The organism is Sorangiineae bacterium MSr11954 (assembly GCA_037157815.1).
In the GTDB taxonomy this organism is placed as follows: domain Bacteria; phylum Myxococcota_A; class Polyangia; order Polyangiales; family Polyangiaceae; genus Pendulispora; species Pendulispora albinea.
The window spans coordinates 7371278-7384625 of sequence record CP089984.1 but is presented as its reverse complement, the minus strand read 5'-3'; the positions used below and the strand labels follow the sequence as shown (position 1 = coordinate 7384625).

Here is a 13348-nt window from a genome sequence, read left to right as displayed (position 1 = left end):
GATGCCCGGACCGTCGCCGATAAGGTACATCGATCGCGAGAGCCGAGCGTGGCGCGAAGAGCCGCTCGCATTCGGCGGCTTCCTCCCGTGGCTCTACAGCGATGGCGTCGTCGCGCGGACGACGCGCTATGCGCTGACCCGTCGCGCAGCGACCCGAGCCTACGGCTGGCTTCAGGAACGCCCCACGCGCGTGGAGCGTCTGCGCGCGTTCTGCGAAGCTCTGGGGATCGACGCCGAGGAAGCCGCCGAGCCGCTCTCGGAATACGGCACCCTTTCAAGCTTCTTCTCACGACGCCTCAAACGAGGCGCGCGCCCCGTGGTATCCGACGCGCACGTGCTCGTATCCCCCGCGGACGCGCGCGTGCTCGTCGTTCCAGTGCTCGACGGCGAGCGACTCCCCATCAAGGGCGGCCACTTCACCTTGGCCGAGCTCGTGGACGACCCCCGCCTCGCCGCCCGCTTCGCCAAAGGCGCCGCCGCCGTCCTGCGCCTCGCGCCTGCGGACTATCACCGGTTCCACTTTCCCGATGACGGCGACGCGTCCGACGCGCGGGCCATCGCGGGCGGCTACGACTCGGTCAATCACTATGCATTGGACCGAGCGCCGGGCATCCTCTGCCGGAACCACCGCCACGTCACCGTCCTTCGCTCCCGCCGTTTCGGCGACATGCTGCTCGTCGAGATCGGGGCGCTCTTCTGCGGCGCCATCGTGCAAACGTATCGCGCCGGAGCCGTCACCCGCGGATCGGAGAAGGGCTATTTCCGTCTGGGTGGATCGAGCATGGTCCTCGTGCTGCCGCCGGGACGCGTACGCTTCGACGGCGATCTCGTGGCCGCCAGCACGAGCGGCTACGAGACGCGCGTCCGAATGGGCACCTCCCTGGGGCGCGCATGCTGATCACATCCATCGGCCCGGCGTGCTGGGTCACCTTGGCCGGAGGCGTCTTCTCGTCCATCGGCGCGCTGCTGCTCCTCGAGGTCCTCGCGGCCTCCCTGGCGCCGCATTGGTTCTTTTTGGGCCTCACGTTCATGTTCCTGGGGATGCTTATGGACGCAGTCGACGGCGTCGTGGCGCGGCGGTTCCGTCTCGAGAGCGAGCTCGGAAAGCTGCTCGACAGCCTGTGCGACGTCATCACGTACCTCGTGGTGCCGGCGATCGCCTTTCGCGTGCTCGGCGTCCGGGGACTGGCCGGCGGCGCGGCCATCGCGGCCATGGTCGCTGCCGGGATCCTTCGTCTGGCGAGCTTCATCGTGATGGGGCAGGTGAAGGGGACCGCCGGCCCGGCCTACTTGGGTATGCCCTGCTTCTATTCCCACTTCGTGCTGGCAGGTGCCGTTCTGCTCCATGCCTGGCTTCCACCGGGCGCATTCCGCCTGGTTTCGACCGCCTCAATCGCGATCATGAGCGCGCTGTTCGTCAGCCGCATTCGCTTCCCGAAGATCGTCCGTCTGCGGGTCATCTTCTCGGTGGCCGGATCGCTCTTGGCCTCCTCGCTGTTGCTATTCGCCATCGAACGGAGCCCCTGACGATGATCCTCCTTCGTATTCTCTGGCTGCTCGCGCCCCTCATCGCCGCCGGCGTTCTGCAGGTCATCGTCATTCGCGCCCGGCTCTTCCCGTCGCTGGCGTGGCCCATCGATCGCGGCCTTCGGGTGCGAGGAACGAGGCTGTTCGGCGACCACAAGACCTTTCGCGGGTTCGTCGTCATGATCGGCGGCACGGCGCTCTTCTTTGGGCTTCAGGTGCTGGCCTCCCACCGATCGGCGGCCCTGTGCGATCTCGGCTTCGTCGATTACCGGCACACGACGTGGTGGCTCCACGGCAGCATCTACGGCGCCGGCTACGTCGTGGGCGAGCTTCCCAACAGCTTTCTGAAGCGGCAACTGGCCATTGCCGAGGGTGCCAAAGGGAGCGGTGTGCTCGGAAGCGCCTTCTTGGTCCTCGATCAAGTGGACGGCGTATTCGGCATTCTCGTCTCCATGTGTGCGTTCTATGTGCCGACCCTTCGGATCGCCGGCCTCGCCTTCGGCGTGCTCACCATCGTGCACGTCGTCGTCTTCAATGTGGTCCTGGTGCTGATTGGCGTAAAGAGCCGCGTGTTCTAATGCCTATTTCGACGACGACGCACCTCGATGAAATGGGATTCCTCCGGGTGGGCGCCGGTCACGGCGGTGAACGCGTGGCTCTGACGGCGGGGTGCGCGCCGGGGATCGCGGGCGCCGGCTTCATCGGGGACCTCACGGCCGCGTCGGAAGACAGCGATGCACTCGTGCGCGCCTCGCTCGAGACGGCCGTCGCGTGGCTGCGCGCGCGCGGACTTCGCCGCATCTGGGCACCGCTGAATGCGTCCATCTGGGGCGGGTATCGGCTGATGACGCGCGGCTTCGAGCACACGCCATTCGGCGGGGAGCCCCGCAATGCGTCATGGTGGCCGGAGTGCCTCGCACGCGCGGGCTTTGCCGCGCTCGCGCACTGGCGCAGCTGGGATCTCGGCGAGCGCGAAATGCGCGCCCTCGCCCGGCGAGAGAGGCCCGCGCCGCCCGGGTTTCACCTGGAGCCGTTCGAGGAACGCGCCCGGGGCGAGCAACTCGAGCGATTGCGTATCATCGGCAGCGCTTGTTTTCGGCAAAACTTTGCTTTCTCCGACATCTCGCGCGAGGCATTCGCGCGAAAATTCACATTTCTTTTTTCGCGCGAGGCATCGCGCCCCGGTTTGGGCAGCTTCATCGTCGACGCCGAGGGCAAGACCGCGGGGTTCTATGTGGGGTACGTCGACCCTTTGGAGCGCGATCGCGTCGTTTTGTATGCGATAGGTCTCCTCCCCTCCGTCCGCGGGCGAAGTTTGGTCCGTCCCATGGCGGTGGCGCCCTTCTTCGAGGCCGCCCTGGCCTACGGCTTTCGTCGCGCCGTCTCGGCGCTCCATACCGCGGGGCCGACGTTCCTCGATGGCGTCGCGGCCGCGAGCCGGCAGTACACCGTTTTTCACATCTAAATCATCATTGCATCTTACACGGACAGATATCCCATGAACGACACGTGTGATCGCATCGTCATTGGCGGCACGGGCGAGAAGAAGGCGCCTTTACCGGCTCGATTGGTGGGCGGGAAGGGCGCCAACCTGGACCTCCTTCTTCACCGAGAGCTCCCCGTTCCGCGCTGGTTTTGCGTCACCACGCGCGCGTTCGAGCACCTCGTCTCCGATCTTCGGCATCGCTTCGCGGCGCGGCTGGCTGCCCTTGCATGGGCCGCCGACGACGAGGTCATCGCATTCGCGGGCGAGCTGCGCCGAGCGGCCCGTGCGCTCCCCCTCGAGGCGGACGATGAACGCCGGATCTTGGAGAGCTTCGATTCTCTCTTCGGGACCGAAACGTGGGTCGCCGTCCGCTCTTCGGCCGTCGGAGAGGATGGTTCGCGAGCTTCCTACGCGGGTCAGATGGACAGTTACCTCTTCGTCACCCGCGCCGAGCTGATCGCGCGCATCAAGGACTGCTTCGCCTCCGCCTTCTCGGACCGCGCGCTGCTCTACCGGCGCAAACAGGGGGCGGAGCTGATCCCCTACGCCGCGGTCATCGTGCAAGAGATCGTACGGAGCGAGGTCAGTGGAGTGCTCTTCACCGCGAACCCCTCCACCGGAGATCACGGCGAGGCGGTGATTGCCGCCGCGTACGGGCTGGGCGAAGGCGTGGTGACCGACCGCGTCGAGGCCGACACCTTCTTCATCCATCGCGCCACCCGGCGACCACGCGATCGCCAGATCCGAAACAAGGGCACCCGGATCGTCTTCGATCAACGCGCCGGCCACGGCACGTGCATCGCCGAGGTCCCCGACGCCCGCGCCCACCTACCGGCGCTCGACGACGTGCAGCTCGACACGCTGCTGTCCATGGGCGAGCGCGCGCTCGACCTGTTCGGATGCCCGCAGGACGTGGAGTGGGCCATCGATGCGGAGGGAAAAATCTACGTCTTGCAGGCCCGTCCCATCACCACCTTGAAGACGTCCGTGAAGACGTCTCCGCCTCCCGAGCCGGCGGGGACGCGCCGGGTCTTCGACAATACGAACATCGTAGAGAGCTATCCCGGCGCCACGACGCCCCTGACCTTCTCGTTCGTACGGAAAGGCTACGAAATCGTCTTCCGCCAGACCGCGCGCGCGTTCGGCATCGCCGAGAGCACGCTCGCGCGGGAGCGCGCCACCATCGCCAACATGGTCGCCCTGGTCGAGGGCCGCATTTATTACAACATCGAAAATTGGTATCGTTATTATTCGCTGGTTCCCGGCCTCGAGCGCAACCTCGAAGCGTGGAAGCAGGCCCTCGGCCTGAAGGATGCCACGGCCCGTGTTCCCCGGAGCCCGGCTCGACTCCTCCAGGAGCTGCGCGTGCGGGCCAACGCCGTGAGAAACTTCGCCGGCCTGCGGCGCGACCTGGCGAGCTTTCAGCGCCGCATGGCCGACTTTCAATCGCATTTTCGCGGTCGAAATGTCGACGAGCTCTCCGCCGACGAGCTCCTCGTTCTCTACGAATCGGTGCTCGACGACCTCATTCGGCATTGGGAACCGACGACGGTCAACGATCTCTTCGCGTTCAACTTCCACTACCTGCTCGGCCGGTTCATCGCGAGCTCGGGGTTCGAGGACCACCCATCGCTGCAGAACGATCTTCTCTGCGGCGAACGCGGAATGGAAAGCGTGGAGCCGGTGCGCTCCGTGCTGGCGCTCACGCAGCGTATCCGCGAGAGCGACGCCCTGCGCCGCCTCTTCGACACGGAGAGCCACGACGGGCGCGTGTGGCAGAGCCTCTGCGAGGACCCGGCGCACGAGGCATTTCGAGCCCAGGTCGAACGCCACATCGAGCTCTATGGTGACCGCACCGTCGAGGAGCTCAAACTGGAGACCAGCCCTCTGTCGGAGAACCCGGCATGGCTCATCGCGCTCTGCCGTGGGTACCTGCGCGCCGGCACGACGTACGAACAGTTCCAGGAGCGCGAGGCGCGCATCCGCAGCGGCGCCGAGCGCACGGTGGCCGAACGCCTGCGCCGAAGGCCGTGGACGCGGCTCGCCTTCACCCTTCTCTTGGAGGAGACCCGGCGGGCGGTGCGAAACCGTGAAAACACCCGCCTCGCGCGCTCGCGGATGTTCGGCATGGTCAAGCGCATCTTCCGCGCGATGGGCCGGAGGTTCCACGAGCAGGGGCTGCTCGGCGATGCATCCGACATCTTCTACCTCACCGTGGAGGAGATCGAGGCCGCCATCCGCGGCAGCGCGGTCACCCGCGGCCTCGGGGAAATCGTGGCCATACGCCGCCGCGAATTCCAGGCATTCGCCGAACGCGACACCGAATCACGCATCGTCACCCAGGGAATCGTGAGCGCCCATCGCGCCGCCGGCATCGCGCGCACGAGCATCGAGGCCGCGCCCGCGTCCCTCCTGCGCGGTCAAGGCTGCGCGCCCGGCGTCGTCCGCGGACGCGCCCGCATCGTTCGCGATCCGAAGGGGGCCGTCATTCGACCCGACGAGATCCTCGTCGCCGCCATGACCGATCCCGGCTGGGTCTTTCTCATGGTGGCCGCGCGCGGCCTGGTGGTGGAGCGCGGCAGCATTCTTTCGCACACCGCGATCATCGGCCGCGAGCTCGGTATTCCGACCATCGTCGCGGTCGAGGGCGCGACCCGGCGCATCGCCGACGGCGCCGAATTGGAGCTCGACGGCGGGCTCGGAACGGTGCGGGTGCTCTGACATGCCCGATGGTCAACTCGGAGCGTTGACCCTCGCTCTGCTCCTCATCCTCGGAGGCGCCCACGGCCTGGGCTATCTCTTCGCGCGATGGCGGCAGCCGCGGGTCATCGGCGAAATCTTGGCCGGCATTCTCCTCGGGCCATCGGTCTTCGGCCGCATCGCACCGTCGGCGTCCGCGCTGCTCTTTGGCGAGGACAAAACCAGCCCGGCGCGCGTCGTGCTCGGCTTCCTCTATTCGCTCGGGCTGCTGCTGCTGCTTTTCGCGTCCGGCTCGGAGGTTCGAAATGTTCTGGGCAGTCGCGAAACCCGGCGTCAGACCTGGTGGCTTTTGGGCATTGGCACGTCGCTGCCGTTCGCGATCATCCTCGCGTTCGGCGCCTGGCTTCCCTTGGATCCCTTGATGGGGGCGGCCCATCAGCGCACGTCCCTGCTCCTCGTGCTCGCCATTGCGGTGGCCGTCACGTCCATCCCCGTCATCAGCAAAATCTTCGCCGACTTGGGGATCCTCGAGTCCCGGTTCGCGGGGCTGATTCTCGGCATGGCGATGCTCGAGGACATCCTGCTCTGGGGTGTTCTCGGCGTGGCCACCTCGCTGGCGGCGGTCCGCACCGCGGGCGTCGATCCCATGGTGAACGTCACACGCCATCTCGTGATTTCGACGCTCTACATTGGCCTGGGGCTCACCCTCGCGCCGAAGTGGCTCACGAAGCTGGGTCGGTCACGGCGCAATGTCCTCGCGCTGGGATCGCCCGTGGGGTGGATCGTCGTGGTCATCTTCGCGTACACCGCGGCGGCGGCGGCGGCGGGTGTCAATGTCGTGTTCGGCGCATTTTTGGCAGGTTTCGGCGTTCTGGGCGGCTTCAAAGGCACGGAGCGCGCGCGTTTCGCCGAGCCTGTCGGCGCGCTGGGGAAGGTCTCGTTCGGCGCCTTCGTCCCCGTGTACTTCGCCATCGTTGGCTATCGCTTGGATCTCACCCGGACGTTTTCACTCGGCATGCTCGTGGCCTTTCTGGTCGGCTCGAGCGCGATTCGCCTTCTTTCCATGGGCCTGGCCGCGCGATTGGCCCGACTCCGCGGCCTCGACATCGCCAATGTGGCCATCACCGCCAACGCGCGGGGAGGGCCGGGCATCGTGCTCGCGAGCGTCGCCTTCGACGCGGGCATCATCAGCCCCGCGTTCTTCACCACCCTGGTGCTCACCGCCATTCTCACCTCCCAGGCAACGGGGTTCTGGCTCGAGCTCGTCCTTCGCAAAGGCCTGCCGCTCCTCTCGAGCGCACCTTCGGCCGGAGAGGTGCCCGCCCCCGCGGAATGAGGCGTGTTCCGATTCATCCGGAGCTGCGTCCACGACATGCGCGGCTCGAGAACCCACGCATCGGGTCGTCGATGTTCTCGAGCAACATTGCAGCACGCAACGTGCAACGTCCGGTGGGGCCTATGCGCGTGCTTCGTAGGGTCGCACGCGCGGCTCGAAGTTTGCGTCAATCGTTCGAACTCGGGAACGTGGGAATACGTTATTTGGCTCGCGGAGGACGGAGGACTCATGAGCGGTGGTCGCATGTTCGCGCAGAAATCTCAGCCACAGGCGGCGGGGAGCCTCCTGGTGTCGCCAACGCCCGCGCCAAACCGCTCCGCGGACAGGGCACCACCGGCGCTCTTTCCGGAGCTGAATGTTCGTCGATTCGACTTCGGGTCGATTCCTATTTACGGTCCCGAGGGGCCTCGTCCGCACGCGCCCTTGGCCGTCAAAGCACCTGCCATGCTCGGTCATCGCGCGACGGCGGAGGCTCGCGTCCTGCAAGCGAAGCGCGACGTCGGCAACGTCGACGATCCGCTCGAGCGCGAGGCCGATCGGGTCGCCGACGCGATCATGCGTAGCCCCACGGCGGTCGCCACCACCACCGAGGAGGGCGAGAACGGGGTTGCGGGGAGGGCGCATTCAGAGACGGTGGCGCGCGATCTCTCCTCCGCGCCCGCCGGCAAGGTCCAACGCAAGCTCGTCGCCACCGGCGATGGCGCGGGGTTCGCCTCGCTGGCCAATACCGTAATCGCCGCGCAGTTCACGGTGCGCGTGGCCGCCAATGGCGAGGTCACGCTCGTGAGCAGCAACGTGAACGGTCCGCTGACCGCGGACGCGCAGGAGCTGGTACGTACGCTCCGCAATGCCATCGGCAACGCGAAAACCGTCACCATCCGTTTCGTCCACGGCCAGACCTCCACCGACCCCGCCGACGCGCGCATCTTGATCGGTGGTTTCCGCCAGTCGAAGATCGACCTGGACGATGTGCGGGCGCTGGGGATCCATACCTCGGGGACCAACGCGGGCGCGGCGCTCACGCACGAAATCTCCGAGCAGTTCGAAAAGCAAGTGACGGGCGCGAACGAGGGCACGGCGCATGTGACCGCGCTGCAAGCCGAGGCGCGGGCCGTGGGGGCGACGCGGATCGCCGCCTCGTCGCGGGCCGTCAACGCGACCACGGTCGAGACGACCATCAGCTACCGTTACCCCAACGGCGGGATCCTCGACCTGGTGATGTTCGTGACCAAGGGCACGAACAACATCACCGACGTGGTTCGCACGTGGCGGCCCTAGCGACGCAACGCGCCGACGCCGTTCGGGGCTCGGAAAAGTTTGGCAGCAGGAACGCAACCGCCACTGTAAGGTCAGGCGGCGATGCGCGTTTTCCCGGCATGCATCGCACCGAGATAACCATCGCCAAGCCTTGCCATGCGGACTGGAACACCATGACCTTGGCCGACCGCGGGCGTTTTTGCGGAGAGTGCCGCAAAGTGGTTCACGAGCTCTCCACCATGACGGAGCAGGCGGCCCGTGCCCTGATCGCATCGCCGCCCACCGAAGGGCTCTGCGTCCGCTACATCCACGACGCCCGCGGCGAAATCGTGTTTCGACGGGATATCGTCCCCGCGGCGCGGCTCGCAAAACGCGTCCTCGCGTCGGCCCTCGCCATCGCGCTCCCGTTGAGCGCTGCCGGATGCATGGGCGCTTCGGCCACCACGGGCGAACCTCCGAGCGCAATGCCGAGCGCGATCCAGCCGATGCCCATCGCGGCAAACCCCGAGCCGCCGACCAAAACGTCGCCGCCCGATGCGATCGAGCCCCCCATGCCCGTCATGGGCGGAATTGCGCACCAACCCGAATCCGAGTCCCAACCCCAATCCAAGTCCCAACCCCGGTGATGGATGGACGAGCGTCCGGTGACCGGTGGGACGCGAGTCGAGCGATGCCACGAGGGGTGACGCCGTCGAAGGTGGCCATGGTGCGCCGCCACGCGACATAGCCGCGATACGGAGTCAGCGGGGCAGCTCGGCGCGGACGCCCCGCAGCTTCACGTGCGAGTCCATGCGGCCCAACCCTGTGCCGGAACGCGGGATGCACGTGTCCACGCGATGCGACGTCGACATTGGGCTGAAGGCCTTTTAGAAGGAGGGTTTGCCGGGCTGATCGCCACGATACCCATGACGGCGGTCATGAAGGTGCTTCATCGGAGGCTGCCCCTTCTTCAGCGCCACCCGTTGCCGCCGCGGCAGATCGCCATGAGGGTGGCCAAAAGGCTCGGCATAGGCAAACCTCGATCCACGGGCGCCCAAAAGGCTATGACCTTGGCGGCCCACTTTTCCTACGGCGGAGCGATGGGGACGGTCTATCGGCGCATCACCCGCCGCATTCCGCCCGGGCCCGGATCGGGAATCGCATTCGGTCTCGCCGTATGGACCGGCAGCTACTTGGGGTTGCTACCGGCCACTGGGCTGCTCACCCCCGCCACCTTCCATCGACCGCAACGGAATGCGCTGATGATTGCAGCGCACGTCGTTTGGGGATGGTCGCTGGGAGCGCTGACCCGCCGAATCGATGCTTTACCTCGGGAGAAATGGCCATGGGATGGATTGCACGCACGAGCTCCACATTGACATTGGCCGCCCTTCGCGCGATCCGATGGCGCGGCAACGCCGGGAGCTCTCGCTATGATTTTCGCGACAAAGTGGTGGTCATTACCGGCGGCTCGCGGGGGCTGGGGGTGGAGATGGCCCGCATCTGGGCAGCCGAAGGCGCCAAGGTGGCCTTTTGCGCGCGCGACGAGCAGAGCGTGCGCCGCGCCGAAGAGGAGCTCCGCCGCGCGGGGCACGAGGCCATGGGCTACGCGTGCGACGTGGGCCGGCAACTCGACCTCGACCAATTCATGCGCGCGGTGGTCCACCAATGGGGCGGAATCGATGTGCTGGTGAACAATGCCGGGGTTATCCAAACCGGCCCCGCCAAATGCATGACCTTGTCCGATTTTCGCACCGCCATGGACACTCATTTTTGGGGACCGCTCTACGCCATCTTCGCGGCGCTGCCCGCGATGCGGTCGCGCGGCGGCGGGCGCATCGTCAATATCAGCTCCATCGGGGGCCTGGTGAGCGTGCCGCATTTGCTCCCTTACTCGGCGACCAAGTTCGCGCTCACCGGGCTCTCGACGGGCCTCCGCACGGAGCTCGCACGCGAGGGCATCGCGGTGACCACCGTGTTTCCGGGGCTCATGCGAACCGGCAGCCCGCGAAACGCGTGGTTCAAGGGCCAGCACCGAGCGGAGTACGCGTGGTTCAGCATCTCCGATTCGCTGCCCGGTATCACGCTGAACGCGCGGCGCGCGGCGCGCAAAATCGTGGAAGGGTGCCGGCGCGGCGATGCCCGCCTGGTGCTCGGGCTGCCGGCCAAGCTCCTCGCCAAGGTGCACGGCCTCTTTCCGGCCATCACCGCGGGCCTTTTGACCCAGGTCAATCGGCTATTGCCGGAGCCGGGCGGCGTGGGAACGCAAGCCATACGCGGCGCCGACAGCGCGTCGCGATGGTCGCCCTCGTGGCTGACGGCCCTCAGCCAGCGGGCCGAGGTTCGGAACTACGAGTCGTAGCTCCGGACCGCCGGGTGCCCGCGAGCGGTTGCGATGTCAGGCATCGGTGTCGCGACGTTCGTCGCCGGTCCATTGGCTAGTGGCGCGACGAGCGCGGCTCGGTCGAGCTCTCCGGCTCCACCTCTCCGCCATCCCATGTGGCCGGATAGCGCGTAAGGAGCTCTTGCGCGATGCGTTTCGCGTCGCGCAATGGTTCCTCGAACCAATTGCGCGCATTCGCGTCCGCCACTTCTTCATACGTGAAACCGAGGCGCGAAGGATCGTGCGTCGGCGGCGCATAGAGTTTCGCGGCATGACGCTTTGCGAGGTCCCCCGTGCACCTCCTCAGGGCTTCGGCGATCGCGCTGGCGCCGGGGACGTCGGCGAGCGCGGAGGTCAGCTCACGCACGCACCACGGTCGATCGATGGCCGCGAGAAGCGCGGCGACCTCCGTTACGCAGATGGGCGTATTGCAGCGGAGGGCGCGCCTTACGAGGATCATCGCGCGCGAGGGCAGAAACCGGAGCGCAAGGATCGCATACCGACCAAGAAACGGATTCCCTCGGAAGCCGCGGGCCTTCTCGACGGCTGCAAAGGTCCCGAAGCGATCCACCACATGGGCGTTGGCGGCTCCACGCTCCAGGAGATACGCGAACGCCTCATGAGCGGGATAGGGAGGGTCGCCTGTTGGCGAGAGGCGGTCGACCAGCGACGAGACGGCGGCGACCCCCTCGCTCGCGATGGTCTCTCGCAGCACCGCGAGTGCCTTACCCATCGCCGGTCCCGCCGGACCTGCGATGTGGTGCAAGCAGACTTCGGTGAGCTCATTCGGCACGAGAATGTCGCGTGCGGCGTCGAGGACGTTGTACGCGTGCGTGGTGTCCATGGCACGGGAACGAACCCACGCGCGGTGGGCAAGCGCGTGGTCGTCGGCGTCTCGATCGTGGAAGGCTGCCAACCAGATTTCGCGCGTAAGGTCGTCATCGAAGCGACATTTCGTCATGGCCTGCACGCGAGCCTCGAGAGGCTCGGCCAGGAGAAAGAGATGATCGCCTCGAGGGTAGACGAGCGCCCCCATGGCGCGTAACTCCGCGAGCGCCGCGACGATCATCGCGTCCGTCGGCATCCATCGCCAGAGCCGAATCTCGGGTAGCGCGATGGATCGCACCGTGCGAATGCGCCGCGCGAAGAAATACGGATCGATGACGCGCGCCTCGCTGTCGTGACGATCGACGTCGATGGCCTCGCCGTCCGGGCCGATCAAACAACAGCCGCTTCCGTGGAAGTTGTACGTCCAGCCTGGAAGGCCGGGTACGTCGCCGCTTTCTTCGTCCTGCTCCTGGCCGCGCAAATGGGTATCGACAATGTAGCGGTGCCACGCTTGGCGAGCGCGCTGCCGGAGGAGGGCAACCGTTAGCCAGGCAAACCACGGCGCCGGCGACGTTCGTGGCCCACGCCCTTCGAGCGCTGTGTCGATCGCTTCGATGATGTCTGCGAGCGCGCGATCCATCCGATTCGGTTACGCGGGAGCCATTTCACGAGGGGCGAAACACGAACGTTCTCCATCGACGAGCATACCAATCGATAGCATCTTGCTTGCGGGGCCATCAAGGACGACCCTCCTGAACCATTTCCGCCGCTTGCCCTCGCGACCGGGCTCGCGTGACCCGACGCCGTGGTGTCTGGAGCGAGCTTGGCGCACCCGCGGGCGCCGTGAACGATCCGCCCTCCGCGTCGGAGGTTACGGGGGCCGCCGGACGGCTACTTCCTCGCCATGCACCCGTACATGAAGGTTGGCCCCGCACCGGCCGGGGTGGCACGCCACGCGTCAACTGGCCGGATGCCGTCGTCGGACAGCGCCCACGGCCCCAGAAGCGCCCGGATCCGTTCCGGTCTACGCAGGTGGAGCGGCTCGCCGCCCTCGTCGAGGATGCGCAGCACCTCGGGGTGGGACTCGAGCGCTTCACCGTCGAAGTCCGCCACCAGGACGCTGCCCTCGGGCGCCAGATCGTAGCAGTCCGCGAGCGTCTTCCGGACCGTGTCATCGTCGAGAAAGACCGACACTCCGACCATGACGATCGCCAGCCGCTCGGACAGGTCGAGGGTCATGGCGGCGACTCTCCGGTCGAGGGAGCCGAGGTCGGCGGCGTCGCAGTAAGTATAATCGGTGTCGGGCGTATTCCGGAGTATCGCCTTGCCGAGCTCGATGTTGGCCGGGTCGATATCCGTGTAGAGCACCCTGGCGCCCGGCACCGCCTCGTGCACATTCCCTTGCGCCGGGATGCCGGATCCCAATACGAGGAACTGCGCCACCCCCTCCTCCGCGGCGGCACGAGCGGCCCGCCCGATAAATCTGCGCAATGTCGCGAAGACCTCGGGAAAACCATCGAACAGCGCGCTGAACGCCGTCGCTGCCTCGGCGTCGGCCGAAAAATGATGATCACCGCCGAGCCAGTAATCCAATATTCGCCCGGTGTTCGGAGCTTGGGTCGCGCCCATAAGTCATCCCTCCCTAGGAAGCGTACACCTTACCATGTTGCCGGCGGTCGCCGTCCCGGGCTGCGGAGCCCGAGAAATGATGGCTAAGTAACATCCATCCCTTGCCTCACGAGCGCTATGAATTCTGGCGACAATCGAACGAGTGCGAGGTTACGAGGTCGAGCCCCGTGGCGCGAGCGCGGATGTTCGCCAAACACGTCGTTGCCGGCAAATGCGCCGACCT

The 13348-nt window shown here is 66.6% G+C and carries 12 protein-coding genes; 10 read left to right on the top strand and 2 right to left on the bottom strand.

What is annotated here, in order from left to right:
* Position 1: 1 nt before the first annotated feature.
* From asd to LZC94_28590, 10 genes are all read left to right on the top strand, one after another.
* Positions 2-898, top strand: a complete 897-nt coding sequence (asd, locus tag LZC94_28635) for an archaetidylserine decarboxylase (GenBank protein ID WXB11814.1) — start codon at positions 2-4, stop codon at positions 896-898.
* The gene (locus LZC94_28630) at positions 892-1527 is read left to right on the top strand and encodes a CDP-alcohol phosphatidyltransferase family protein (protein ID WXB11813.1); all 636 of its coding nucleotides are present in this window, start codon (positions 892-894) and stop codon (positions 1525-1527) included. Before asd ends, LZC94_28630 begins: the two co-directional genes overlap by 7 nt.
* Before the next feature lie 2 nt (positions 1528-1529).
* Positions 1530-2105 (top strand): CDP-archaeol synthase, encoded by a 576-nt coding sequence (locus LZC94_28625; protein ID WXB11812.1) that lies wholly within the window; start codon positions 1530-1532, stop codon positions 2103-2105.
* A complete protein-coding gene (locus LZC94_28620) occupies positions 2105-2992 on the top strand; it encodes a hypothetical protein (protein WXB11811.1) in 888 nt (295 codons plus the stop codon). Before LZC94_28625 ends, LZC94_28620 begins: the two co-directional genes overlap by 1 nt.
* Positions 2993-3025: 33 nt before the next feature.
* Positions 3026-5734 carry a hypothetical protein gene (locus LZC94_28615; GenBank protein ID WXB11810.1) on the top strand — a complete coding sequence of 903 codons (2709 nt, stop codon included), beginning with the start codon at positions 3026-3028 and terminating at the stop codon, positions 5732-5734.
* 1 nt (position 5735) lies between these two features.
* Positions 5736-7049 carry a cation:proton antiporter gene (locus LZC94_28610; GenBank protein ID WXB11809.1) on the top strand — a complete coding sequence of 438 codons (1314 nt, stop codon included), beginning with the start codon at positions 5736-5738 and terminating at the stop codon, positions 7047-7049.
* A 243-nt stretch (positions 7050-7292) separates the two neighbouring features.
* Entirely contained in the window at positions 7293-8327 is a 1035-nt protein-coding gene (locus LZC94_28605) for a hypothetical protein (protein WXB11808.1), read from the top strand.
* Between the two features lie 98 nt (positions 8328-8425).
* Positions 8426-8932 carry a hypothetical protein gene (locus LZC94_28600; protein ID WXB11807.1) on the top strand — a complete coding sequence of 169 codons (507 nt, stop codon included), beginning with the start codon at positions 8426-8428 and terminating at the stop codon, positions 8930-8932.
* 279 nt (positions 8933-9211) lie between these two features.
* On the top strand, positions 9212-9664 hold the full coding sequence (locus LZC94_28595) for a DUF1440 domain-containing protein (protein ID WXB11806.1): 453 nt from the start codon (positions 9212-9214) through the stop codon (positions 9662-9664).
* Positions 9631-10647, top strand: coding sequence for an SDR family oxidoreductase (locus tag LZC94_28590; protein WXB11805.1), 1017 nt, complete (start codon positions 9631-9633; stop codon positions 10645-10647). The genes LZC94_28595 and LZC94_28590 overlap by 34 nt, the downstream gene beginning before the upstream one ends.
* A 76-nt stretch (positions 10648-10723) precedes the next feature.
* On the opposite strand, the gene LZC94_28585 is transcribed toward LZC94_28590, so the two are convergent.
* Entirely contained in the window at positions 10724-12136 is a 1413-nt protein-coding gene (locus LZC94_28585; protein ID WXB11804.1) for a hypothetical protein, read from the bottom strand.
* Between the two features lie 251 nt (positions 12137-12387).
* Positions 12388-13125 carry an SAM-dependent methyltransferase gene (locus LZC94_28580; GenBank protein WXB11803.1) on the bottom strand — a complete coding sequence of 246 codons (738 nt, stop codon included), beginning with the start codon at positions 13123-13125 and terminating at the stop codon, positions 12388-12390.
* Positions 13126-13348 lie beyond the last annotated feature (223 nt).

Bases quoted from the DNA above. Each gene is read 5' to 3' on its own strand.
- asd (WXB11814.1), top strand. From the start codon at position 2: ATGCCCGGACCGTCGCCGATAAGGTACATCGATCGCGAGAGCCGAGCG.
- LZC94_28630 (WXB11813.1), top strand. From the start codon at position 892: ATGCTGATCACATCCATCGGCCCGGCGTGCTGGGTCACCTTGGCCGGA.
- LZC94_28625 (WXB11812.1), top strand. From the start codon at position 1,530: ATGATCCTCCTTCGTATTCTCTGGCTGCTCGCGCCCCTCATCGCCGCC.
- LZC94_28620 (WXB11811.1), top strand. From the start codon at position 2,105: ATGCCTATTTCGACGACGACGCACCTCGATGAAATGGGATTCCTCCGG.
- LZC94_28615 (WXB11810.1), top strand. From the start codon at position 3,026: ATGAACGACACGTGTGATCGCATCGTCATTGGCGGCACGGGCGAGAAG.
- LZC94_28610 (WXB11809.1), top strand. From the start codon at position 5,736: ATGCCCGATGGTCAACTCGGAGCGTTGACCCTCGCTCTGCTCCTCATC.
- LZC94_28605 (WXB11808.1), top strand. From the start codon at position 7,293: ATGTTCGCGCAGAAATCTCAGCCACAGGCGGCGGGGAGCCTCCTGGTG.
- LZC94_28600 (WXB11807.1), top strand. From the start codon at position 8,426: ATGCATCGCACCGAGATAACCATCGCCAAGCCTTGCCATGCGGACTGG.
- LZC94_28595 (WXB11806.1), top strand. From the start codon at position 9,212: ATGACGGCGGTCATGAAGGTGCTTCATCGGAGGCTGCCCCTTCTTCAG.
- LZC94_28590 (WXB11805.1), top strand. From the start codon at position 9,631: ATGGGATGGATTGCACGCACGAGCTCCACATTGACATTGGCCGCCCTT.
- LZC94_28585 (WXB11804.1), bottom strand. From the start codon at position 12,136: ATGGATCGCGCGCTCGCAGACATCATCGAAGCGATCGACACAGCGCTC.
- LZC94_28580 (WXB11803.1), bottom strand. From the start codon at position 13,125: ATGGGCGCGACCCAAGCTCCGAACACCGGGCGAATATTGGATTACTGG.